Genomic DNA, 21,980 nt, shown 5'->3' on the forward strand with positions numbered 1-21,980 from the left:
GCGACACCATGATCGATCTTGCCGCCGTCGAGCAGGGGCTGGCCCTGCTGTTCTCGAGTTTCGCGCCGTGGATGGTCGTCGTCCCCGGCATCGTCATCGGCCTGATCTTCGGCGCCACGCCGGGCCTGCAGATCTCCATGGCCATGGCGATCTTCCTGCCCATGACGCTGTACATGGACTTCGTGCAGGCCATGCTTTTCCTTACCGCGATTTTCACCGGGGGGTCCTTCGGTAGCGGCATTCCGGCAATCCTGATGAACATACCCGGTACCTCCTCGGCCATTGCTACCGCCTTCGATGGCTACCCCATGGCGCGCCAGGGCAAGCACAACCAGGCGCTGGGCGTGGCACTGGCATCGTCGGTGGTCGGCGTGCTGATGGGTTACCTGATCCTGTTCATGATGATTCAGCCGCTCTCCTTCATGGTGTTGAAGCTGGGGCCGGCGGAGATGTTCGCCATCATCCTGTGGGGCATGACGCTGATCGCCAGCCTCAGGGGCGAGCAGATGCTCAAGGGGCTGATGGCTGGCTTCGTGGGCATGCTGGTGGGCACCATTGGCTTCAACGAGCTGGGCATGGCCAGGGGCACCATGGGGCAGGCCTACTTGCTCGACGGGGTGCCGGTGATCCCCGCCATGATGGGTATGTTCGCTGCCTCGGAGCTGTTCAAGCTCGCCAACAAGGGCTACATCGTCGAATCCGAGGCCTCGCGCAAGGTGCGGATCGGGGAGATCTTCCAGGGCTTCAAGATGGCCGTGACCTACCCCTGGGTACTGATTCGCGGCGGGCTGATCGGCGTGTTCGTCGGTGCCGTGCCGGGCGTGGGCTCGTCGGTCTCGAACCTGCTCTCCTACGTGGAAACGCAGCGCCGCGATGAGGATCCTTCTTCATTCGGCAAAGGCAACCCCAAGGGAGTGATGGCGTCGGAGTCAGCCAACAGCACCTCCGAGGCGGGCTCCATGGCGACCCTGCTCGCGCTGGGCATTCCGGGCGGCGGTGCCACCGCGGTGATGCTGGCGGCCTTCGCCATGCACAACATCACTGGCGGGCCGCAGTTCATCCGTCAGCAGACCGACGTAGTCTACGCGATCATCTTTGCCAACTTCGCCCAGGTCTTCCTGCTGATGGTGATCGGCCTGTTGTTCATTCCGCTGCTGGCCAACATCGTCAAGGTGCCGATGCGCTACCTGATCCCCTCGGTGCTGGTGCTGGCGGTGATGGGCTCCTTTGGCCTGACCGGCAACATGACCGGCCCCGCCACGGTGCTGATCTTCGCGGTGGTAGGGTGGCTGCTGCGTCACTACGGCTACTCGGTACCCGCCGCGGTGATCGGCATGCTGCTGGGAGCGATGGCGGAGAAATCGCTGTTGCACTCCTATCAGATCAGTGGCGGCAACCTGGCTTACGTGCTCGAGCGACCGGTGACCTTGATCATACTGGCGTTGCTGCTGGTGTCGCTGTTCGGCCAGCGCCTGGTGGGCTGGTTCAGGGACCGCCAGCGTACGGCCGGCGCCTGATCGATGGTGCAACGTACCGTTTCGACATTGCTGATCGGGGCTCTGGGCGGCGGCATTGCCGCCCTTGTCTCCCTGCCCATGGCCTGGATGCTAGGGCCGCTTTTCGCGGTGCTGATCGCTTCTCTGGCCGGCGTGAGAGCGGGTATCGACAAGCGGCTACATCGCTGCTCCATCGCCATGCTGGGGCTGTTCATCGGTAACCGAATCGAGCTGGGCGAGCTGTCGCACCTGCTGGAGTGGTACCCCAGCGTGCTGACCATGCTCGCCTACATGGTCGCGATGCTGGCGGGAGGCACCTGGCTGTTCTCCGCCAGCGGCATGAGCCGGCTGAGCGCTGTGTTCTGCTCTTTCCCGGGCAGCATGAACGCCACGGTGATTCTGGCCGAGCGCCTGGGCGTGGACATCCGCTGGATCGCCATCACCCATGCCATGCGCCTGGTCATTGTGGTGGCTTCCGCGGCCTTCATGGCTAGCTACTTGGCCGGTGGCATTGCGCTCGGTGAGGGCAATGGGGTGGGCTGGCAGGACATCTCACTGCTGGTGCTGGCCCCGGCCTCCTGGTGGTTGGGCAGACTGTTGCGCTTTCCGCTACCGGAATTTCTCGGGCCCATGGCCGTGGGGGCGGTGCTGGCAACGCTGGGCCATGGTGTGGTGCTGCCCGACATGTTGCTGGTGGCGACCTTCCTGGTGTTGGGCAGCTCGGTGGGGGCGCGCTTCGCTGGCACGCCCTGGCAGCGGATCGTCCAGGTTGGCCGTTACGGCCTACTGTTCGGGCTGTATGCCGTGCTGATGGCGGTCGCTGCCGCCTGGCTGCTGTCGACCTTTACTCCGCACACCTTCATCGCTGCTCTGCTGGCGCTGCTGCCGGGTGGGGTGGGGGAGATGGCGGTTATCGCGGTGGCGCTGGACGTGGATCCCATCTATGTGGTGACGCACCATGTGCTGCGTCTGCTGCTGCTGATTCTTGCCACGCCGGTGGTCATTTCGCTAGGCCGGCGGCTGGCTCGTTAGGCCTCGGATGGGGGAAGGTCACCGTCACCGTCAGCCCCTGGCCCGGGGGGCTGCCGAACACCAGGCTGGCGCCATGGGCGCGGGCGATCTCGTCGACGATGGCCAGGCCCAGGCCGCTGCCCGGTGTCTCGGGGCTGGCACGGTAGAAGCGTTCCGTAATCCGGTCGAGTTGTTGTGGGCTTACGCCGACGCCGTCGTCGCTGACCCGCAGTTGCATCCCATTGGGGCAGCGGCAGACGGCCACGTAGATAGTGCCGCGATAGAGCTGGCTGCCGCCGGCGTGCTGGCTGGCATTCTCGATCAGGTTCTGCACCAGCCAGCGCAGCATCACGCTGTCACCAAAGATCCAGACGCCCTCGTCGGCAGCGCAGAATTCCAGTTCCTGGCCACGCTGGTAGATGCGTGAGATCGCCTCGGTGCAGGCCTCACGGCAGGTCCCGGCGAGATCGATCTCGGTCATGGCGGAAGCGTCCACCAGCTCATGGCGGGCCTTGGCCAGAGTGAGCAACTGCTGAACCATGTAGCCGGCGCTCTCGGCGATACGGCCGATCTCGTGCAGGTTGTGCCTGGCCCTGGGGGTGTCGGGCTGGCGCACGGCCAGCTCCGCCAGGGCGCGAATCTCCGATAGTGGCGTGCGCAGCTGGTGCGAGACGTCGGCATTGAACTGCTGGGTGTTGTAGATGCTCTGGCGCATGCGTTGCATCAGGCCGTTGATGCTGGCGACCAGGGTGGAGACTTCCCTAGGCACTTCAGCTTCGATCGGCTCGAGATCGTTCTGCGAACGGCGCCGCAGCGAGCGGCTGATCGAGCGTAGCGGCGCCAGGCCGCGGTGAATGGCCAGCAGAGCGATGCTCACGGCGAGCAGGCCGCCCAGCGCAATCAGGACCGAGAGCGTGAGCAGGAACTCATTGATCAGGCTTTCCCGTGCTTCGGTCGACTCGGCCACGAGCACCTCGATCTGGCTGCTGTGGGTCGAGCGAACCACGGGGAAGGTGGTGGCGACGGCACGTAGCGTATTGCCGGCGTAGCGGGTGTCGTAGAACCGCGGCTCGTCGCGCGGACCAGGAGGGGCCTCCAGGCCGTCGAAGCCCGCCAGCATGTTGCCCTCGGCATCGCGTATCCGGTAGAAGATCTTGCCATCGCCGCGGCTGCCCAGGGTGCTGATGCTGAAGTAATGCATGTTGATGCGCAGCTCGCCATCTACCGAGTAGATTCGTCGCTCCAGGCGCTCGGCGGCGTTGAGCAGCATGTCGTCGAAGGTTTCGGTGATCTGCCGGGCAAGCACGTAGTAACTGGTGACCAGGGTCAGTAGGCCGACGAGAGTAAAGGGCAGGCCGATCCACAGCAGCAGGCGGGAGCGAATGGAGGTCATGTCAGTGAGGCTTGGCGTTGAGCAGGTAGCCCAGCCCACGCACGGTACGCAGTTGGATGCCGTTGCCCAGTTTCTTGCGCAGCCGTGAGATGTAGGTCTCGATGGCGCTGGGAGAGATGGCGTCGTCCAGGTCCGAGAGCCGGTCGATGAGCTGCGCCTTGCTCACCAGTCTCCCCTGGTTGATCAACAGGTATTCGAGCACCTCGCGCTCCCGGCGGTGCAGCGTGATCGGCTGCCCACCTACCAGCACGGCCGGGCTGTCGGGCGGCAGCTCGACGTCGCCGCAGTGCAAGCTTTTCTCGCCGAACTGCTTGGCCCGTCGTACCAAGGCCTTGGCCCTGGCGACCACTTCCACTAACGAGAAGGGCTTGCCGAGATAGTCGTCGGCGCCTTCCTCCAGGCCCAGCACGCGCTGATCGAGGTCGTCGCGGGCCGAGATGATCAATACCGGCGTGTTGTCCTGCCGAGCGCGCAGGCGCCGCAGCACGTGAATACCATCCAGGTTGGGCAATCCCAGGTCGAGCAGAATCAGGTCGAAGGAAAGATGGCGCAGCCACTGCTCGGCGGTCTGGCCATCGTCGCAAGTCTCGACCTGGAAGCCTGCCTCGCCGAGAACGGTGGCGATGGAGATGGCCAGGTTGGAGTTGTCTTCGATGACCAAAGCTTTCATGCGCGATCCCGATGCGAATTCAAAAGCATGAATGGTAACGAATCGGCATGTTCACTGTCGCCCCGGGTGTGCTGCCGGGCGTGGCCGCTGGCGCAGCGTTTTCCAGGCCTGGGAGAGCAGTACCACGGCCAGCAGAGCGACGATGCCCAGTGAGATGGGGCGGGTGAACAGCACCGTCCAGTCGTTCTGGGCAATCAGCATGGTCAGGCGGAAGTTCTGCTCTGCCATGGGGCCCAGCAGCACCCCCAGCACCACGGGTGCCAGCGGGAAGCCGAGCCGGTTGAGCAGGTAACCGGCCAGGCCGAAGGCCAGCATCACATAGAGATCCGTGACGTTGCCGTTCACGGTATACACGCCTACCGCCATCAGCACCAGCGTGGTGGGCACCAGCAGCGCGGAGGGCATGCGCAGCACCTGGGCGAACAGGCGAGTCGCCACCATGCCGCCGAGTAGCAACAGCAGCATGGCCGTCAGCAGCATCTGCCACATGAAGCCGAACACCACGTCGGGAGAGCGGGTGAACAGCTGTGGACCGGGCTGCAGGCCATGGATCATCAGCGCGCCCAGTACCAGTGCCGCGATCAGGTTGCCGGGAATACCCAGCGTCAGCGAGGGGATCATGGCCGCTGCATTGTCGGCGCTGTTGCCGGACTCCGCCGCGGCGATACCGACCGGATTGCCGTTGCCGAAGGTCTCGGAGTCCGTCGCCTTGCGCTTGGCCTCGTTATAGCTGAGCAGAGCAGCCAGGTTGCCGCCGGCGCCAGGCAAAATGCCCACGGCCACACCGATCAGCGAAGAACGGCTCCAGGTGCGCCAGTGGCGGCGCAGCAGGCCCAGGCTGCCACCACTCGGCTTGGCGCGAAAACTGTCGGCATTGAAGTAGGATTCGTTGCGCCTTTCCGCCATTTCGAGCACAGGGGGCACGGCATATAGCCCGATCAATACGATAAGCAGTTCGAAGCCGCCCACCAGATAGAGCGTATCGAAGGTGAAGCGCTCTTCACCGCTGATCGCATCGACGCCCACCAGGCCGATGATGACGCCGAGCAGGGCGCTGAGCATGCCCTTGCTGACATCCTTGCCGACCAGCACGGCGATACTGACGAGGCCGAACACGGCCACCCAGAAGTACTCCGCAGGGCCGAATGCCAGGGTCACCTTGGCCAGCATGGGAGCCAGCGTCATCAGGGCCAGGGCGCTGACGATACCGCCGATGGCGGACGACCAGCAGGCCGTCTTCAGGGCCAGCCCGCCCTCGCCCTTGCGTGTCATCGGGTAGCCGTCGAAGGTGGTGGCAATAGCGGCGGGCGTGCCGGGGATGTTGAGCAGGATGGCGGGAATGGCGCCGCCGTACATGGAGCCGTTGTAGATCCCGGCCACCAGCCCCAGGGCAATGATGGGGTCGAAGCCGTAGGTCAGCGGCAGCATCAGGGCAATGGCCATGACCGGGTTCAAGCCGGGCAGCGCGCCGATCAGGATGCCGATCAGCGTGCCGACGAACAGGCTGATCAGCGAGCCGAACTGCAGGACCACCGGGAGCGCATTCAGGAGCGATTCGAACATGAGCTGGACCTATCTAGGAGGCGAGGAAGAACTCGACGGGCAAGGGGCGCTTGAGCACCACGGCGAACAGGGCGTACAGCAGCGTGATGAAGCCCAGGGCGATGCCCGTTACCACGGCGGGCCGCCGCTCTCCCAGCAGCACGGCTAACAGCGTAATGAACAGGGCGCTGGTGGTATAGAAGCCGACGATCGGCAGGGCTGCGTAGTACACCAGACAGCAGCTCAGGGTCGTGGTGAAGCGCGCCGGATGATCGACCAGGGCGGGTGCAGGGTGAGTCGTCGTGTTGCTACCTGCGGCGGAGTCGGTCGTTGCGTGCGCGGCCAGCACGCTCTTCATGCCTCGCCAGATCAAGGGCAGGGAGAACGCGCCCATCAGGGTGCCTACCCCGATGGGAACGTAGGCGGCATCGGCAAAGAAGTCCTTCCCCATCCAGACGATGGTGATGCCAATGATGAGGAAGGCAATGCCAGAGAAGAGATCTCTGTGGTTCATGGTCTTATCGATGCCTTTGCCGGTTACTGTTGCTTGAGGCCGAGGTTTTCCAGGGTTCCGCCGATGGCCTGGGTTTCTTGCTTCAGGCGCTCGTGCAGTGCTTCGCCGCGTACCAGGTTGAGTGTTTCGCCCTGAGCGGCGAGAAACGCCTGGAACTCCGGCTGTTCCACGGCGCGGGCCACGGCGTCGGCGACCGCTTCCGCGCGCGCTTCCTCCATGCCTTCGGGGCCCAGCATCATGCGCCAGAGCACGGTTTCGAGCTCGGGATGGCCCAGGGCGGCGAGGCCGGATGCCTGCGGCAGGGCCTCGTTGTCATCGGCGGAAGTCACCAGCAGACACTTTGCCTGCCCTTCCTCGACATAAGGCAGCACCGGCGTGATGGAGCCGCCGTAGATGTCGACGTGGCCGCCGAGGAAGTTCTGCAGGGTTTCGCCGGCGCCGCCGAAGGGGATCGGGCGGGCGGTGATGTCGTAGGCCTCGAAGATCCGCTCCGCCGCCAGGCGCATGGTGCCGCCGACGCCATCGTTGCCATAGGTGTACTTGCCGGGGTTGGCTTGCAGCTCGGCAAGGAATTCCTCGCCGCTCTCGGCCGGGAAATCAGGTGCGACACAGAGGGTATAGGCGCTCTGCGAGGTACTGGTGATGGGAGTCAGCGTCTCGTAGGAGTATTGCACGCGCTGCATATGCGGCACCGTGGTGATGGGGCTGTTCCAGGTGGAAAGCAGGGTATAGCCATCGGGGCGCGCCCGGGAGAACTGGTTGACGCCGATGGCGCCGCCGCCTCCCGCCACGTTGAGCACGGCAACGGGCTGGCCCAGTTCCGCCTCGAGATACTGGTTGAGCATGCGTGCCACGTTGTCGGTGCCGCCACCCGCCGGCGCCGGCACGATGACCTCGATGGGGCGGTTGGGATAGTCGCTGGCCATGGCCTGGGTGAAGGCAAGGGCTGACACGGTGACGGTGGTGAGGAGCAGCGTGGTTTTCATTTGTCGTACCTGTCGTTGGAATCGTGATGGGGGCGGATGTCGAGGCCCGCTTCAGGCGTGTTGCTCGCCGAGAGTGACGCGATAGCGGAAGCGTTCGGGACGGCCATGCACGCGGCGGTATTCGATGATGCGGCCCACGGGGTCGCGCGCGATGCGCTCGATGACGGCAACCGGCGAATTGGCAGGCAGTTCCAGGTGCCTGGCGCTTGCCTGGGTGGCGGTGCCGAATGAAAGCTCATCCGTCGCCGACGTGATGAGAATCCCGAACTCCTGAAGGAAAACAGGGTAGAGCAGCGGTCCCATGTCCTTGGGATCGAGCGCCAGCAGCCCTTCGAAATCGGGCAGCCGCAGGTAAACCTCCTCGAACAGCATCGGTTCGCCGGACCACAGGCGAACGCGCTCGAGCTTGAGGCAGCGTGTCGTGTTCGACTCGCCGAAGGCCAGCCGGACCTCGTCGGGCGTCTCGACCTCATGGCGACTGAGGATGCGGCTCTCGGGAATCACGGAGCCGTCGGGGTCGTCGGCGTCGTAAACATGGAAGAAGCGGAACAGGTCAGCGCGGAAAGCCGGCTGCTTGACGAAGGTACCGGTGCCCCGACGCCGTTCCAGCAGGCCTTCGTCCACGAGCTGCTTCAGTGCCATGCGCATGGTGGCCAACGCCACGCCGTACTCCTCGGCCAGGCGGTTCTCCGAGGGGATCGTGTCGCCCGGCGACCACTCTCCATTGGCAATCCGCGACGCCAACTGGTCGCGCAGCCGGGCATAGAGGGGAAGGCGCCCGTCGGCTTGGGGCATGCGCAATGCACACATGGGTTCGGTCTCCTGGATTCGCTGCCTTGTTGTCGTCACTAAAGACGAGTGTATACTTCTAGTCAACCAGTTCTCTAGAGAACTAGACTTAAGTCTAGTCAGGATGACCATGCGTGTTAGCGGTTAGGACCTGACGGATGAGGAAGCCAGGGTGAGGAAACCAGAGTGAAGCAAGGATACGACTGTCACGCCCACGTCTATTCGCAAGTGGATGAGACCAAGGGCTCCAACTATCGTCCGTCACGACCGGCGCCCCTGCATGAGTGGCAGGCGCATCTGGAGGCATGTGAGCTTCGCGGTGGCGTGCTGGTTCAGCCGAGCTTTCTCGGCCACGACAATCGTGAGTTGCTGAGAATCCTCAGCGAGTTGGGTGAGAACTACCGGGGAGTGGTTCAACTTCCCAAGGAGGCCAGCCTGACCGAGATGCGCCAGCTCGATGCAGCCGGCATCGTCGGCGTGCGCTGGAATCTCATCGAACGGCGCCGCGAACTTCCTGACCTCAACGATCCGCAATGGATCGATTTTCTGGACCGGCTGAAGGTACTGGACTGGCACCTGGAGCTGCATCTCGAGGGGGATCGCCTGCCAGAGCTATTCCCAGCGCTGCACGAGCATGGTGTCAGGCTGGTGATCGATCACATCGGGCTGCCCGTCGAGGCCGAACCCGCCGTTGATACCGGTTTTCGACTGCTGCTGGAAGCCGGTCGATACGCTCGCACCTGGGTCAAGTTGTCGGCACCTTATCGCTCCCCCGTGCGCGACCTGCGACCTCATGTTCGCGAGCTGCTGGACAAGCTGGGGCGCGAGCGGCTGGTGTGGGGCAGCGACTGGCCCTGGACCCGCCATGAGGACAAGCACAGCTATCGCGACACCTTCGACTGGCTGACCGAGTGGGTCCGCGATGATGACGACCGGCACGTGATCCTGGACTGCTCCCCGCGGGAGCTGTTTCGTCTCGATTGAAGGCCTGGTTCGGCGGCACGATGCCCAGCCGCTTCATGCGGCGGTAGATGGTCGGGCGTGACACACCGGGGTGACAGCTGTCACGTTACGCCCATGCTGCCGTCACCACCTGCCGCGCCCGCGATCCGGCACCATGCGGCCGAAGTAGAGCAGGCCGAAGATCAGCCAGGCGAGGGTCAATACCAGGGCCAAGCCCAGGATGGCAGGCGCGCCGAACTGAGCAATGAGCGGCAGCGAGGCGGCGGTGAAAAGGCCGCCACCGACAACGGGCTCGAACATCAGCTGCTTGTAGCCGAAGCTTTCAAAGGCGCCGGAGCGGTTCTTGGGATCGGCCATGCGCATCAGCAGCAGGCCGGTGACGGTGACGCCCATGGACTGGCCGAAGTCGCCGATGCCACGCTCGAACCAGTTCTCGGGAATCACTCGTGGGGCGATAACGATCAGCACGAACAGGCACCAGGCGATGCCGGCCGCCGCCAGCAGCAGGAACGGAATCAGGTATTCGCCCAGCGCGGTGAGCGATAGCGTGGCCAGTGCCGCGACGATGGTGAAGTCGAGAGCGGTACCAGCGATGCGCGACATGGTACGGCTAGAGACGTGTGGCTCGAGGCCGAAGCGGGTGACACACAGCTGCACGATCACGCCGCCGATCATGGCGATGGGGAACAGCGGCACATGGGCGAGGACTTCCAGGCCGCCGTCTCGCGCCCAGGTCCGCTGTTCGATCCACTGCAGGGCACTGAGGATCAGCCAGCCGATGACGATGGCGATGCCGACCAAGCCGATGTGCAGGCTCAGGGGGTCGGCCGTTTCCTCCTCCTGGGCCAAGTCTTTCTTGAACTCGCTGTAGTCTTCGGTGGAGGGGCGCTCGTTCTGCTCGGTTTGTTCCTGCGCCCGGTCCAATGCCTCGGAGGTCAAGCCCGTGTCGTTCAGCGAGATGACTCCGCGCCGGGCGGCCAGGTTGATCATCAAGGTACCGATAAGTACGCCCGAGACGATGCCGATGGTGGCCAGGCCCAGCGCCAGGTCGGCGCCCTCCTCGAAACCCAGCTCGGCAAAGGTGTCCGCCATGCCGGCCGCCGTTCCGTGGCCCCCTTCGAAACCGATCTCGATCAGCGCGCCGGCCATGGGATTCATGCCGAAGACGGGAGCTAATACCAGAATCGCCAGGGTGAGACCCACCACGTACTGGCCCCAGGCCATGGTCTGGCCAACCACCACCTGCGGTCCGGCACGCATCCAGATGGTGCGCAGCCCGGGGATCGGCCGACCGATGAACAGCGCAGCGAACACCACGTTGATCAGCAGCCCCGGGAGGGCGGCCCAGCTCTCGAAGACGTACTCGGGGAACAGCCCCGCCGGGTTGTCGAAAGGGGCCGTGACGGCTCGTCCCAGTACCTCGGGGCCCAGCAGCAGCAGGATCAGCCCACCGACCACGGAGCTGGGCAGGAACAGGCGGCGGAGCCAGGGGGAAAAGTTGCGCAGAATGTTGCTTGCCAACAGCACCAGAGAGACGAGTACCAGGGCAATGAAAAGCTCGCCCACCGTCATGGTCATGTCGTTACCCCTCCTTGGGCTTGCTTCCGTTTGCCATCAATGACTGGGTTCAGCTTAGTCGAATTCCGCTGTTGGCCAAACCACTTAGCGCAAATGTCATGAGGACGTCCGGCGTCGAAACAAGGCTCGGGGTTCGCCATTGACGCGGGCCATGCCAGTATTGTCGGGTCGAATTGCCAGGACGCTCTTCATGACCCGACTGTTCAAGAAGCACTACCATCCGGCCGGTACGGCACCGGGTACTCTGCGCGAACTGTCGCCGGATCAAGCCCGACAGCAAGGGCCTGCCACCTTCTTGCTGGCCCGGCGGGAGGCGGGGCGCTGGAGTGAGATGCAGGAAATCTCCGTGGAGGAAATGCCTGTGGCGACCGCCGATGGGCAGCTGTGCTGGCTGCATGTCCAAGGGTTGCCCAGGGCCGAGCAACTGGAGTGGCTAGGCGACCGGGTGGGGCTGCATCCGCTGGCCCAGGAGGACATCCTCAACGGCGGGCAGCGGCCCAAGGTAGAGCGCTTCGAGACGTCGCTGGTCGTTTTCCTCGGTATTCCCGAACTGGACGAAGAGGGTGATCTTCACCTCTACCAACTGACGCTATTCATGGGCGGCAACGTCATCGTCAGCTTCATGAGTGGGGCGCTGGATCCGTTCGTCGTTTTCCGGCGCCGGCTCAAGGAGCGCGGCGGACGCGCCCTGGGCGAACCCGACGACCTGCTCTATGGCCTGCTCGATGCCGCGGTCGACCACGCCTTCCCGGTGCTCGACAGCGTAGGTGAGCGCATCGAGGAGATGGAGGTCGAGATCCTCAACCATCCCGACAGCTCAACGTTGGAGCACTTGCATGGCCTGAAGCGTGAGCTGATCATGTTGCGCCGCTATCTCTGGCCCACCCGCGAGGTGATCAACCAACTGCTGCGCGATCACGACGATCTCTTCACGCCCGATACGCGGCTCTGGATGCGCGACATCTACGACCATACCGTACAGGTCATTGACTTGGTGGAAAGCTATCGCGACATGACGGCGAGCCTGCTCGACGTCTATCTTTCCAGCATGAGCCATCGGCTCAATGAGAGCATGCGCACCCTGACCATCATCGCCACCGTGTTCATGCCGCTGACCTTTATCGTCGGCGTATATGGCATGAACTTCGATAACCCCGCCAGCCCCTTCGCCATGCCCGAGCTCGGCTGGTACTGGGGCTATCCCATGGTATGGAGCGTGATGATCGCAGTGGCCATCGGTATGGTGGTCTGGTTCAAGCGCAAGCGCTGGTTCTAGGCCGAACATGGAGCTTGCCACCTTGGATAGCCCGCTCGTCGAGACGCGAAGCTACCCCGATCGCGAATTGACCGACCGCCACGGGTTTCACCAATTGCTGCTGGGGCTCGATGGTGCGCTGGAGCTCGAGTCGGCAGGGCGGCTCACTCACGTGACGCGCGGCGTGTTGGCCCCGGTGGCCAGTGGTGACGTGCACCACTACCTGGCGCCGGGAGACAACTGCGTGCTGGTGCTCGACTTGCCCGAGGCGTGGTGTGAGGCATTGGCCTTCGAAGAATTGATACTGAGTCAGGCGCGGCGTTTGCCGGAGAGGCTGGCGGTGCAAGGGAAGGGGTTTTGCGGCTCGGGCCAGATGCTGGCCGGCTGGCTGCAGCAAGTGCTCGCCGCCGGTGGCCGACGCTTGGCGCCGCCACGGTTGAAGCTGCTCGAGCTGCTGCCCGCCATGCGCGCCGACCTGGCGCATTCCTGGCGCGTAGGCGAGATGGCCAGGCGTTGCCACTTGGCCGAGGCCGTTTTCGCGCGCCAGTTTCGCGCGCTGACCGGCCAATCGCCCCACGAGTGGCTGGTGTGCGAGCGTTTGGCACTGGCCCGCGAGCTGCTGCGAGTCGACAACGCTTCGCTCACCGAAGTAGCCCAGGCCTGCGGCTTCGCCGACAGCGCTCACTTTTCGAAGACCTTCCGCCAGCGGCATGAGGTGTCTCCCAGTGAGTGGCGCCGGCTGGCGCTGGTGAAGGACGCTGCGTCCAGAGGTCAGGATTCGACAAGCGACCGCGTCACGTGAAGGGCATGCTGAGGCCTCGACATTGTTGACGAGGCTGCCGCATGTTAACGCTCTCCCGACGTCAGGCCACGGCCATCGGGGCCACTACCATTCTCAACTGGGCGCTGCTCGCCACCCTGACGCAGCTCTCGGGGCCGGTGCCGCCGTTCCTGCTCACCGGGCTGGCGTTCGGCATTGCCTTCCTGTGCTTTCTTGCCTGGAGTCTGTGGCGTCGTGAGCCGCTCACGGCGCCGTTGCGCCAGGCTCCTTCGGTATGGGCACTGGGGGTGGGTGGGCTGTTCGGTTATCACGCGCTCTATTTCGTCGCCCAGCAGAACGCACCGCCGGCCAACGCCGGACTGATCAGCTATCTCTGGCCATTGTTGATCGTGCTGTTCGTCGGCTTGCTGCCGGGGGAGCGCCTGCTGGCCAGGCATGTGGTGGGCGGGCTGCTGGGCTTTGCCGGGGCAGCGCTGCTGATCGGTGGTGACCTGGGCGGCGGAGGTAACGCGCTGGGCTATGGCGCGGCCTTCGCCTGCGCCCTGGTATGGAGCGGCTACTCCGTACTGTCGCGGGCCAAGAAGGCGGTGCCAACCAGTGCCGTTGGCGGCTTCTGCCTGGTGACGGCACTGTTGGCCTTCGCCTGTCACGGATTGTTCGAGACAACGCGCTGGCCCCAGGGCATCGAGTGGCTGGGTGTGGTCGGGCTGGGCCTTGGGCCGGTGGGCAGTGCCTTCTTCACCTGGGACATCGGCGTCAAGCACGGCGACCTGCACCTGCTTGGTCTGCTGGCCTACGCCACGCCGTTGCTCTCGACCCTGGTGCTGATCGTGGCTGGCTACGCCGAAGCCACGCCGCTGCTGGCTCTGGCAGCAGGCGTGATCACCCTGGGCATGCTGATTGGTAGCGGCGCGCTGGTACGCCGCAAGAAGCAAGAAATCCCCGTGCGCTCCGCCTGAGACGGGCGCATGGGGTTGCTGGAACGAGTCGTCAGGCAAGAGCCGTTAAAATGAGCCCACCAGCGATCCCACCACGATCAGCAGGATGAGCGAGATGATCGGCCCCACCACGGCCACCGCGGCGATGTCCAGGTAGGCCTGGCGGTGCGTCAGGCCGCAAATCGAGAGCAGGGTGATCACCGCGCCGTTGTGTGGTAGGGCATCCAGCCCGCCGGTGGCCACCGCAGTGACCCGGTGCAGCAGGTCGGGCGAGATGCCTGCCGCCTGGCCCATGGCCAGGTAGGTGTCGCCCAGGGTGGCCAGGGCGATGCTCATGCCGCCGGAGGCGGAGCCGGTCATGCCGGCGAGCAGATTCACCGCGATGGCCAACGAGATCAGCGGATTGTCGCCGCCGGCGGTGGTTACCCAGGCGCTGATAGCATCGAACGCGGCGAGTGACGCAATCACCGAACCGAAGCCGACTAGGCTTGCGGTGTTGAAGATCGGCAGCAGCGAGGCGTTGGCGCCGCTGTCCAGCGAGGCGGTCAAGTGTTGCAGACGCGGCCAGTTCAGCGCGATCAGCACCAGGATCGAGAGTACCAGGGCGGCAATCACCGACCACACGCCGCGTACCGACTCGATGCTGGTGGCGCCATAGACCGGATCCGACAGATAGCCGGTGTCCATGGCCGGGATGATCACCGTCGTGAACAGCAGATTCAGCGCGATCACCAGCACGATGGGCAGCAGCGCCAGGGGCAGCGAAGGTAGCCCGCGGCGCGGCTGCGGATCGACCTCGGCCAGATCGAAGCCTTCACCGGCGGCGCGCTCGCGTAAATGGTCATGAGGAACCGCTTCGCTCTCCTCTTCGCCGTAGCCTTCACCGGCCGCGCGGGCCTGTTTGGCGCGGCAGGAAAGCCAGGCCTGGCCGAGGCCCAGCATGATCAGTCCGGTCATGATGCCGAGCCCAGGTGCGGCGAACGGCGAGGTACCGAAGAAGGGCATCGGGATGGCGTTCTGGATCGCCGGCGTGCCGGGAAGGGCGGTCATGGTGAAGGTAAAGGCGCCCAGGGCGATGGTGCCCGGGATCAACCGCTTGGGCAGGTTGGCCTTGCGAAACAGTGCCGCGGCGATGGGGAACACGGCGAAGGCCACTACGAACAGCGACACGCCACCGTAGGTCATCACCGCGCAGGAGATCACCACGGCCAGGATGGCTCGGCCCTCGCCGAGGCGCTCGACGATAGCTCCGGCCAGTACCTCGGCGCTGCCCGAATCTTCCATCAGCTTGCCGAAGATCGCCCCCAGCAGGAACAGCGGGAAGAAGCTGACGATGAAATTGCCCGCCGCGCCCATGAACACCTGAGTGTAGCTGGCTAGCAGCGGCGTGTCGGCTGAGACCAGTGCCACCAGGGCGGCTAGCGCCGGGGCCAGGATCAGCAGGCTCAGGCCGCGATAGGCCAGATACATCAGCAGGACAAGCGCAATGACGATGGCCAGAATACCGGTCATGTCTTGCTCTCATTGCGATGTGCTCTTGTGTCGCGGCGCTTCTCAGCGGTGGAGACCGGGCGGAAACCGTCGCCGAACACGGCATTGAGGTCGAAGGTGGAGTGCTTGCCGATGGCCTCGAAGTTTTGTTCGAGCCACAGCTCGGCCCAGCCGCGGCCCTGGCGATACAGCCGCGAGACGAAATCCCACTGGGCGTTGAGCTTGCTGGAGGCGGAGAGCTGTTCCACTTCCTGCTCGGCGTGGATCAAGTGCAGGCGCATGGATCGGTAGCGCTCCACCTCGAGGCCTTCGGCGTCGATCAACTGTTGCAGCAGCTGGATGCTGCGCAGTTCCTTGATCAAGCTGGAGTTGAAGGTGATCTCGTTGATGCGATTGACGATGTCGCGGGCGCTGTCCGGCAACCGGTTGCGCACCAGCGGATTGACCTGGACCACCACCAAGTCCTGGCAGTCGAGGTTGTCGACCAGTGGAAACAGCGCCGGGTTGCCGCTGTAGCCGCCGTCCCAGTAGGCCTCGCCGTCGATCATCACGGCAGGGAACATGAACGGCAGGCAGGCTGAGGCCATCACCGTGTCGACCGTGATCTCCGGCTGGTGAAAGATCTTGGCCCGCCCGGTGCGCACGTTGGTAGCGGTGACGTACACCTGGGTCCTGCGGCATGCATTGACCCGCTCGAAGTCGACCAGTTCGCATACCAGGTCGCGCAGCGGATTGAAGCCCAGGGGATTGAGCTTGGCCGGTGCGACGAGCTGGGTCAGGCTCTCGAACATCAGGTAGCTGGGCGAGTAGTCGAGGTTGCCGGTGCCCGTCAGCCAGTCCCAGGGCGTGGGTTGGATGGGCGAGAAGCGCGCCGCATCGCTCACCCCGCGCCAGAAGTGGTGAAGTGCCTCGCGCGCGCCTTCGCGGCCACCGCGGTGCAGGCCATCGGCCAGCACCACTGCATTCATCGCCCCGGCACTGGTACCGCTGACGCCGTCAATCTCCAGCCGTTCTTCTTCCAGTAGACGATCGAGTACGCCCCAGGTCAGTGCGCCGTGAGAGCCGCCGCCCTGAAGCGCGAGGTCGATGTGCTTGCATTCTTCCTTGGGCATGTCAACTCCAGTGTCGTCTATGTTGCGTTGCAGTGTAGGAGGCTCATGCGAGCCTCGCCTGCCCGGGAACATCGGGCGGGACCTCCCGTCGCGAGATAACTTGAACTAAAGTCTAAGAAGGTGGATAATGTGAAAAACGTTTCCATAAATACTCCGGAGGCGGTTCCTGGGAGCCGTAACGAGCCATGACCACACTGCGTTTCCCTACCATTTGGGATCTTCCGCTGGCTACCCGCCGCGAGGCCGCCGTAACCCCGGCCACGCCGACTACCGAGCGCTTTCTGACCATCTGGGACAGCCCGCGTCTCACCAAGGCGGCCAAGGGCAAGCGCTCCCTGCGCAAGCTTTTCAAGTTCTATTAACTGCCTAAGCCTCGTTGCAAGCGGGGCGCCGGTACCAGGCAAGGCGTCCATGCCGTTTGGTATGGGCGCTTTGCCTTGCGCCGTGATTGTCGGCGTGGCCGGGTTCATGAGTCGCTTGGGCTATTGGCAGCGTGCAGTTTGGCCAGGGTATTGACCAGCCGCTGGCAAAGCGCGTCCAGGCGCTCGCGCTGGCTTTCGTCCACCAGCTCGTCGCTCTCGTTGAAGGCCTGGGCGGCATGCGGTACGGCCAGCGGGCCAGGGAGCACGGTCACACCGAGATTGCCGAGCAGTTGGCGAATCAGCGCCAGGCTGCGCATGCCGCCCAGCGCGCCCGGTGAAGCGGAGACCACCGCCGCCACCTGGTCGGCGAACAGGGCCAAGCCGCTGCGCTCGCCATCCGAGCGCGACATCCAGTCGAGCGTATTCTTCATCAGTGGCGTGATGAAGCCATTGTATTCCGGCGAGGCCAACAGCAAGCCCTGATGCTCGTCCAGCAGCGCCTGGAGACGGTGGGCATTGGCGGGCAGACCCTCGCGGTTTTCCAGATCGCCATCGTAGAGCGGCAGGGGATAGTCACGCAGGTCGATGAAGGTCGCCTGGCCGCCGACATGCTCGACCCGTTCGGCGGCCAGGCGGGCAAGGCGCTTATTGAAGGATTTCTCTCTGGCGCTGCCGGCGAAGACCAGGATGCGCGGAGGGTTGGGAGTCGTCATGGGCGAAACGTTCCTCTTGCCGGTTGTCGTCGGTGCTTCTCGGGGATGTCATTCCCGCCAGGGTAGGGGTGGTGGCTCCAGACGCTTGCCGTCGAACTGGGGGATGCTGCCGAAGCGTTCGCTGCCGGCTTCCCAATCGCGCTGGGCCTCGATGATCTCGGCCTTGCTGTGACCGACGAAGTTCCACCAGATCAGGATTTCCTCGCCCAGAGGCTCGCCGCCGACGAGGATCGCGCGTCCGCCTGCCGAAAGCTCGAGGTCGATCTGGCGTCGCCCACGGCCCAGATAGGCCAACTCGTTGGTGGCGAAGCGTTCGCCTTCGATGATGAGTTCGCCTTCCAGCGGCAGCAGGCCGTATTCGAAATCTTCGCGCAGCGGCAGTTCCAGAGAGCCGCCAGAGGCCGCCGCCAGGTCCAGGCCCACCAGTGGCGAGAAAGCCAGCGTTGGTGCCCGCTGGCCGCCGAACTCGCCGGTCAGCAGGGTCATCTCGACGTCGCCTTCGCGCCACTGCGGCAGTGTCGGATAGTGGTCGAAGCGCGGGTCGGTGCGACGATGGGCTTCGGGCAGGGCGATCCATAGCTGGGCGGCATGCAGGTGTGACTCACCGGGTACCGACTCCTCGGTATGACTGATCCCGCGACCGGCTGTCATCAGGTTGACCTGGCCGGGGCGAATTACCTGCTCGTTGCCCAGACTGTCACGATGCAGCACTTCCCCCTCGATCATCCAGGTGAAGGTCTGCAGGCCGATGTGCGGATGGGGGCCGACGCGCAGGCCTCGCGAGTCGCCCTTGAATACCGCCGGGCCGGCGTGATCGAGGAAGCACCAGGCACCTACCAGCCGTCGATGGCGTGAGGGCAGCACACGGTTGACGGGAATGCCGCCGACATCGGCAGTGCGCGGTGCGACATGCTGCACTTGGCGCTTGCCATCGACGATGGGGCAGTCCAGGGAGGAGGAGAGATCGGCTTCGTTGACGAGGTTGCTCATTGTCGTTTTTTCCAGGCAGCGCGAAGTGGGATGGGCGGTCAGGCTTGTTTCAGCATAGGCTCTCGCTTGCGGCATTGCCTGCCCGTCGGGATTGGCCATGCTTCAACGGAACAGCCAGGGCGCTACCAGTTTCACCACTCGGGGCATGATGACGTAGACCACCAGGCCTACGATGGTGGCGGCGACCAGGCCATGACGGATACCCCAAGTGTCCAGCGCCGGTATCAGGCCAAAGAGTGGCAGCCACAGCAGCGGCACGATCATGGTCAGGGGCCAGATCACCGCCGTGGTTACCAGCCACTGTTTCCAGCGAGTCGGCTGCTTGCTGGCGGGTGTCGGCGGGGTGAACCAGTAGTCGATGCCGCTGACGATCTCCACCCGCTCGGCCTGTTGCAGGTCGGGCTGGATGGTTCCCATCAGCTCGCGGCGCTCGGGGGACTCCCGCCAACGCCGGGCGTCGGCGTCGCTGGCGAAGCGCACAGCGATTTCGTAGTCATGATGACCTTCGGGAGGACGCAGGATATGCACTCCCTGATGGCCGGGAAAGCGGCCTGCCGCCTCAATGATCTGGCGTAGCCAGGTTTCGTAGCGAACCATCGCCTCGGGCCTGATCCGGTGGTGGATCTGGATGGTTGTCCCCTCGCAGTGAGCCGAGGGATCCGGTGAGGGGTTGGACATATGGGCCTCTTCTGCGGTCGGGTGGTGAGTAGGAGAGGACCCGGCCAGTGCCGGGCCCTGGGGCCTCAGCGCTTGTGCGCCAGGCTCTGCTGCTCGTAGCTCTGGATCAGGTTGGCGTAGGCGGGCAGGTGGTTGGCCAGCAGGCCGCCGAAGCCTTCGATGTCGTTGCGCCAATCGCGGTGCAGCTCGCAGCCGACACCGAACCAGGTCATCAACTGGGCGCCGGCCTGTGACATGCGATCCCAGGCCGCTTCACGGGTAGTCTGATTGAAGGTGCCGGAGGCATCGGTGACCACGAACACTTCGAAACCTTCCTCCAGCGCCGAGAGCGCCGGGAAGGCGACGCACACCTCCGTCACTACTCCAGCGATCAGCAGTTGCTTCTTGCCGGTGGCCTTGACCGCCGCCACGAACTCCTCGTTGTCCCAGGCGTTGATCTGACCGGGGCGGGCGAAGTAGGGCGCATCGGGGAAGGCTGCCTTGAGTTCGGGCACCATCGGTCCATTGGGGCCGTCTTCGAAGCTGGTGGTGAGGATGGTGGGGATCTCGAAGAACTTGGCGATGTCGGCCAGGGCCAGCACGTTGTTCTTGAAGTCGTCGGGGCTGAAGTCGCGCACCAGCGAGAGCAGGCCGGACTGATGGTCGACCATCAGCAGGGCGACATCGTCCTTGTTCAGGCGGTTGTAGGTATAGGACATCTCGTTTCTCCTTGGCTTTCTCGGGTGAAGCGCCCGGCAGCGAGACCGGGCGCGGTTGGCTGCGGCAGGGCCGCTAGCCCTCCAGGCGGCCGAACTTGCCGGCCTGGAAATCGGCAAAGGCCTGGTGAATCTCCGCCTCGCTGTTCATCACGAAGGGGCCGTAGCCCACCACCGGCTCGCCCAGGGGCGCCCCGGCGAGCAGCAGCAGCTTGGCGTCATTGTTGGCTTCAAGACGTATCTCGTTGCCCTGGCGCTGGAAGGCCACCACGGCTTCTTCACGGACGACAGCCTCGCCGTTGACCTGCACGGTTCCTTCGAGCACCACCAGCAGTGTGGTGTGTCCTTCGGGAACTGCCAGGGTGGTTTCGGTGCCCGGAGCCAGCCGCAGGTCCCAGACCTCGATTGGAGTGAAGGTGTGAGCCGGGCCTCGATGCCCGCGATACTCACCGGCAATCACCCGCAGCTCCCCAGCTCGCTGCGGAAGCGCGACCCGCGGGATATCGGCATCGAGCAGCGTCTGGTAGGCCGCCGGCGCCGATTTGTGCTCGGCCGGCAGATTGACCCACAGCTGCACCATTTCCAGGGTGCCGCCCTGCTGCGTGAAGTTGCCGGAATGAAACTCCTCGTGGACGATTCCCGCCCCGGCGGTCATCCATTGGACGTCTCCTTCGCCGATACGCCCGCCGCTGCCGGTGGAGTCGCGATGTTCCAGCTCGCCCTTGTAGACCAGGGTCACGGTCTCGAAGCCACGGTGTGGGTGTGCACCGACGCCGCGGGGACGGCTTGCCGGGGCGAAGTCGTGGGGGCCGGCATGGTCGAGCAGCAGGAAGGGGCTGAGGTGATCGGCACCCAGACGGTCATAAGAGAACAGGGAGCGGACGGGGAAGCCGTCGCCGACCCAGTGGCCGCGTGGGGCACCATAGATACCGAGAATCTTCTTCATGGTCTGGCTCCTGCATGGATTGGGCTTCTGCCCGATACAGCAAGCCTAGAAAAGCAACGCTCTTGCTGGTAGAGGCTATAATCCACACTCAGCGTTCCATGAGTAGAACGATGGGAGAGTGATAAGCCATGCAGGATCTCAACGATCTCTACTACTTCGTGCAGGTAGTGGATCATGGCGGTTTCGCCCCGGCCGGACGCGCCCTGGGCATTCCCAAGTCCAAGCTGAGCCGGCGTATCGCCAAGCTGGAGGAGCGGTTGGGCACGCGGCTGATACATCGCTCGACGCGCCATCTGTCGGTTACCGAGCTGGGCCAGGCCTATTACCGCCACTGTGCGGCGATGCTGGTAGAGGCTGAATCGGCCGAGGAGCTGATCAAGCGCAATCTCGCTCAGCCAAGAGGCACGGTGCGGTTGAGCTGCCCGCCGAGCCTGCTGCACTACCTGATTACCCCGCTGCTGGTGCGCTTCATGGCGCAGTGCCCCGATGTGGAGGTGCAGGTAGAGGCCACCAGCCGCAGGGTGGACGTGATCAGGGAAGGCTTCGACATGGCCATCCGCGTGCGCTTCCCGCCGCTCGAGGACAGTGATCTCTCGATGAAGGTGCTGGCGCGCAGCCCCCAGCGTCTGGTGGCAGCGCCAATGCTATTCGAGAAGCGGCAGAGGCCGCAGGCGCCGGGTGACCTGGCGGGATTGCCCAGCCTGGATTTCTACCAGATCGACAGGCAGCACCTTTGGGTGCTTGATGGACTGGATGGCGCGACCGCCCGGATTCGTCACCAACCACGGCTGGTCACCGACAATGCCGAGACGCTGCATCAAGCTGCGCTTGCGGGCCTGGGTATGGTCAAGTTGGCGCTGCTGGTGGCAGGGCAAGACCTGAAGGCGGGGCGTCTCATCGACGTGCTGCCCGGCTGGGAACCGCGGGGAGGGATTCTGCATGCCGTCTTTCCGTCGCGTCGCGGCGTGCTACCTGCGGTGCGGGCATTGCTCGACTTCCTGGCCGAGAACATTGCCGAGATCGATTTTACCAGCCAAACCGCCCTGGCCGTGGAGACGAATGAAGAAGAGGTATGAC

At 64.4% G+C, this 21,980-nt stretch carries 22 protein-coding genes; 8 read left to right on the forward strand and 14 right to left on the reverse strand.

Translation table 11 applies throughout. From position 1 onward, the window contains the following. Nucleotides 1–8: 8 nt before the first annotated feature. A complete protein-coding gene (locus HOP51_RS13545; protein WP_234274434.1) occupies nucleotides 9–1,517 on the forward strand; it encodes a tripartite tricarboxylate transporter permease in 1,509 nt (502 codons plus the stop codon). 3 nt (nucleotides 1,518–1,520) lie between these two features. Further along, nucleotides 1,521–2,528 carry an AbrB family transcriptional regulator gene (locus HOP51_RS13550; protein WP_234274435.1) on the forward strand — a complete coding sequence of 336 codons (1,008 nt, stop codon included), beginning with the start codon at nucleotides 1,521–1,523 and terminating at the stop codon, nucleotides 2,526–2,528. Here HOP51_RS13550 and HOP51_RS13555 read toward each other — a convergent pair. From HOP51_RS13555 to HOP51_RS13580, 6 genes are read right to left on the reverse strand one after another with little or no spacing between them, the layout of a single operon-like run. Beyond that, nucleotides 2,497–3,900, reverse strand: a complete 1,404-nt coding sequence (locus tag HOP51_RS13555; protein ID WP_234274436.1) for a sensor histidine kinase — start codon at nucleotides 3,898–3,900, stop codon at nucleotides 2,497–2,499. The two genes, HOP51_RS13550 and HOP51_RS13555, sit on opposite strands and share 32 nt — an antisense overlap. A gap of 1 nt (nucleotide 3,901) precedes the next feature. Then, nucleotides 3,902–4,570, reverse strand: a complete 669-nt coding sequence (locus HOP51_RS13560) for a response regulator transcription factor (RefSeq protein WP_234274437.1) — start codon at nucleotides 4,568–4,570, stop codon at nucleotides 3,902–3,904. Nucleotides 4,571–4,621: 51 nt separating this feature from the next. Continuing rightward, entirely contained in the window at nucleotides 4,622–6,133 is a 1,512-nt protein-coding gene (locus HOP51_RS13565; RefSeq protein WP_234274438.1) for a tripartite tricarboxylate transporter permease, read from the reverse strand. Nucleotides 6,134–6,146: 13 nt separating this feature from the next. Beyond that, on the reverse strand, nucleotides 6,147–6,626 hold the full coding sequence (locus HOP51_RS13570) for a tripartite tricarboxylate transporter TctB family protein (protein ID WP_234274439.1): 480 nt from the start codon (nucleotides 6,624–6,626) through the stop codon (nucleotides 6,147–6,149). A 23-nt stretch (nucleotides 6,627–6,649) separates the two neighbouring features. Continuing rightward, nucleotides 6,650–7,612, reverse strand: coding sequence for a Bug family tripartite tricarboxylate transporter substrate binding protein (locus tag HOP51_RS13575; RefSeq protein WP_234274440.1), 963 nt, complete (start codon nucleotides 7,610–7,612; stop codon nucleotides 6,650–6,652). A 51-nt stretch (nucleotides 7,613–7,663) separates the two neighbouring features. Continuing rightward, nucleotides 7,664–8,422: a GntR family transcriptional regulator gene (locus HOP51_RS13580; protein ID WP_234274441.1), complete on the reverse strand. Its 759-nt coding sequence runs from the start codon at nucleotides 8,420–8,422 to the stop codon at nucleotides 7,664–7,666. Nucleotides 8,423–8,587: 165 nt separating this feature from the next. On the opposite strand from HOP51_RS13580, the gene HOP51_RS13585 reads away from it, so the two are divergent. Beyond that, nucleotides 8,588–9,385, forward strand: a complete 798-nt coding sequence (locus HOP51_RS13585; RefSeq protein WP_234274442.1) for an amidohydrolase family protein — start codon at nucleotides 8,588–8,590, stop codon at nucleotides 9,383–9,385. 102 nt (nucleotides 9,386–9,487) lie between these two features. Here the strand turns inward: HOP51_RS13585 and HOP51_RS13590 are convergent, their stop codons facing one another. Then, nucleotides 9,488–10,942, reverse strand: coding sequence for a sodium/glutamate symporter (locus HOP51_RS13590; RefSeq protein WP_234274443.1), 1,455 nt, complete (start codon nucleotides 10,940–10,942; stop codon nucleotides 9,488–9,490). Nucleotides 10,943–11,132: 190 nt separating this feature from the next. Here HOP51_RS13590 and corA point away from each other — a divergent pair, with 190 nt between their 5' ends. From corA to yddG, 3 genes are read left to right on the forward strand one after another with little or no spacing between them, the layout of a single operon-like run. Then, nucleotides 11,133–12,218, forward strand: coding sequence for a magnesium/cobalt transporter CorA (corA, locus tag HOP51_RS13595; protein ID WP_234274444.1), 1,086 nt, complete (start codon nucleotides 11,133–11,135; stop codon nucleotides 12,216–12,218). 22 nt (nucleotides 12,219–12,240) lie between these two features. After that, a complete protein-coding gene (locus tag HOP51_RS13600) occupies nucleotides 12,241–12,999 on the forward strand; it encodes an AraC family transcriptional regulator (RefSeq protein WP_234274445.1) in 759 nt (252 codons plus the stop codon). Nucleotides 13,000–13,040: 41 nt separating this feature from the next. After that, nucleotides 13,041–13,937, forward strand: a complete 897-nt coding sequence (gene yddG / locus HOP51_RS13605) for an aromatic amino acid exporter YddG (protein WP_234274446.1) — start codon at nucleotides 13,041–13,043, stop codon at nucleotides 13,935–13,937. Nucleotides 13,938–13,982: 45 nt separating this feature from the next. Here yddG and HOP51_RS13610 read toward each other — a convergent pair whose 3' ends face one another. Both HOP51_RS13610 and HOP51_RS13615 read right to left on the reverse strand, forming a co-directional pair. Continuing rightward, nucleotides 13,983–15,428: a GntP family permease gene (locus tag HOP51_RS13610; RefSeq protein ID WP_234274447.1), complete on the reverse strand. Its 1,446-nt coding sequence runs from the start codon at nucleotides 15,426–15,428 to the stop codon at nucleotides 13,983–13,985. After that, nucleotides 15,425–16,519 carry a patatin-like phospholipase family protein gene (locus HOP51_RS13615; RefSeq protein ID WP_234274448.1) on the reverse strand — a complete coding sequence of 365 codons (1,095 nt, stop codon included), beginning with the start codon at nucleotides 16,517–16,519 and terminating at the stop codon, nucleotides 15,425–15,427. The genes HOP51_RS13610 and HOP51_RS13615 overlap by 4 nt, the downstream gene beginning before the upstream one ends. Nucleotides 16,520–16,704: 185 nt before the next feature. Between HOP51_RS13615 and HOP51_RS13620 the strand changes: the two genes are divergently transcribed. After that, the gene (locus tag HOP51_RS13620) at nucleotides 16,705–16,881 is read left to right on the forward strand and encodes a hypothetical protein (protein ID WP_234274449.1); all 177 of its coding nucleotides are present in this window, start codon (nucleotides 16,705–16,707) and stop codon (nucleotides 16,879–16,881) included. Between the two features lie 104 nt (nucleotides 16,882–16,985). On the opposite strand, the gene HOP51_RS13625 is transcribed toward HOP51_RS13620, so the two are convergent. The 5 genes from HOP51_RS13625 to HOP51_RS13645 form a co-directional block, all read right to left on the reverse strand. Then, the gene (locus HOP51_RS13625; protein ID WP_234274450.1) at nucleotides 16,986–17,594 is read right to left on the reverse strand and encodes an NADPH-dependent FMN reductase; all 609 of its coding nucleotides are present in this window, start codon (nucleotides 17,592–17,594) and stop codon (nucleotides 16,986–16,988) included. Nucleotides 17,595–17,642: 48 nt separating this feature from the next. After that, entirely contained in the window at nucleotides 17,643–18,584 is a 942-nt protein-coding gene (locus HOP51_RS13630; protein ID WP_234274451.1) for a pirin family protein, read from the reverse strand. A 102-nt stretch (nucleotides 18,585–18,686) separates the two neighbouring features. Further along, nucleotides 18,687–19,262: an antibiotic biosynthesis monooxygenase gene (locus HOP51_RS13635; RefSeq protein WP_234274452.1), complete on the reverse strand. Its 576-nt coding sequence runs from the start codon at nucleotides 19,260–19,262 to the stop codon at nucleotides 18,687–18,689. A gap of 65 nt (nucleotides 19,263–19,327) precedes the next feature. Beyond that, complete coding sequence (gene ycaC, locus HOP51_RS13640; RefSeq protein ID WP_234274453.1) at nucleotides 19,328–19,960, reverse strand: isochorismate family cysteine hydrolase YcaC; 633 nt, start codon at nucleotides 19,958–19,960, stop codon at nucleotides 19,328–19,330. Between the two features lie 73 nt (nucleotides 19,961–20,033). Continuing rightward, nucleotides 20,034–20,903, reverse strand: a complete 870-nt coding sequence (locus tag HOP51_RS13645; protein ID WP_234274454.1) for a pirin family protein — start codon at nucleotides 20,901–20,903, stop codon at nucleotides 20,034–20,036. 128 nt (nucleotides 20,904–21,031) lie between these two features. Between HOP51_RS13645 and HOP51_RS13650 the strand changes: the two genes are divergently transcribed. Beyond that, a complete protein-coding gene (locus HOP51_RS13650) occupies nucleotides 21,032–21,979 on the forward strand; it encodes a LysR substrate-binding domain-containing protein (RefSeq protein WP_234274455.1) in 948 nt (315 codons plus the stop codon). The last annotated feature ends 1 nt before the right edge of the window (nucleotide 21,980 follow it).

This window comes from Billgrantia zhangzhouensis (assembly GCF_021404465.1).
GTDB classification, from domain to species: domain Bacteria; phylum Pseudomonadota; class Gammaproteobacteria; order Pseudomonadales; family Halomonadaceae; genus Halomonas; species Halomonas zhangzhouensis.

Coding starts and splice junctions, on each gene's coding strand:
- HOP51_RS13545 (WP_234274434.1), top strand. CDS start 9: ATGATCGATCTTGCCGCCGTCGAGCAGGGGCTGGCCCTGCTGTTCTCG.
- HOP51_RS13550 (WP_234274435.1), top strand. CDS start 1,521: ATGGTGCAACGTACCGTTTCGACATTGCTGATCGGGGCTCTGGGCGGC.
- HOP51_RS13555 (WP_234274436.1), bottom strand. CDS start 3,900: ATGACCTCCATTCGCTCCCGCCTGCTGCTGTGGATCGGCCTGCCCTTT.
- HOP51_RS13560 (WP_234274437.1), bottom strand. CDS start 4,570: ATGAAAGCTTTGGTCATCGAAGACAACTCCAACCTGGCCATCTCCATC.
- HOP51_RS13565 (WP_234274438.1), bottom strand. CDS start 6,133: ATGTTCGAATCGCTCCTGAATGCGCTCCCGGTGGTCCTGCAGTTCGGC.
- HOP51_RS13570 (WP_234274439.1), bottom strand. CDS start 6,626: ATGAACCACAGAGATCTCTTCTCTGGCATTGCCTTCCTCATCATTGGC.
- HOP51_RS13575 (WP_234274440.1), bottom strand. CDS start 7,612: ATGAAAACCACGCTGCTCCTCACCACCGTCACCGTGTCAGCCCTTGCC.
- HOP51_RS13580 (WP_234274441.1), bottom strand. CDS start 8,422: ATGTGTGCATTGCGCATGCCCCAAGCCGACGGGCGCCTTCCCCTCTAT.
- HOP51_RS13590 (WP_234274443.1), bottom strand. CDS start 10,942: ATGACCATGACGGTGGGCGAGCTTTTCATTGCCCTGGTACTCGTCTCT.
- corA (WP_234274444.1), top strand. CDS start 11,133: ATGACCCGACTGTTCAAGAAGCACTACCATCCGGCCGGTACGGCACCG.
- yddG (WP_234274446.1), top strand. CDS start 13,041: ATGTTAACGCTCTCCCGACGTCAGGCCACGGCCATCGGGGCCACTACC.
- HOP51_RS13610 (WP_234274447.1), bottom strand. CDS start 15,428: ATGACCGGTATTCTGGCCATCGTCATTGCGCTTGTCCTGCTGATGTAT.
- HOP51_RS13615 (WP_234274448.1), bottom strand. CDS start 16,519: ATGCCCAAGGAAGAATGCAAGCACATCGACCTCGCGCTTCAGGGCGGC.
- HOP51_RS13620 (WP_234274449.1), top strand. CDS start 16,705: ATGACCACACTGCGTTTCCCTACCATTTGGGATCTTCCGCTGGCTACC.
- HOP51_RS13625 (WP_234274450.1), bottom strand. CDS start 17,594: ATGACGACTCCCAACCCTCCGCGCATCCTGGTCTTCGCCGGCAGCGCC.
- HOP51_RS13630 (WP_234274451.1), bottom strand. CDS start 18,584: ATGAGCAACCTCGTCAACGAAGCCGATCTCTCCTCCTCCCTGGACTGC.
- HOP51_RS13635 (WP_234274452.1), bottom strand. CDS start 19,262: ATGTCCAACCCCTCACCGGATCCCTCGGCTCACTGCGAGGGGACAACC.
- ycaC (WP_234274453.1), bottom strand. CDS start 19,960: ATGTCCTATACCTACAACCGCCTGAACAAGGACGATGTCGCCCTGCTG.
- HOP51_RS13645 (WP_234274454.1), bottom strand. CDS start 20,903: ATGAAGAAGATTCTCGGTATCTATGGTGCCCCACGCGGCCACTGGGTC.
- HOP51_RS13650 (WP_234274455.1), top strand. CDS start 21,032: ATGCAGGATCTCAACGATCTCTACTACTTCGTGCAGGTAGTGGATCAT.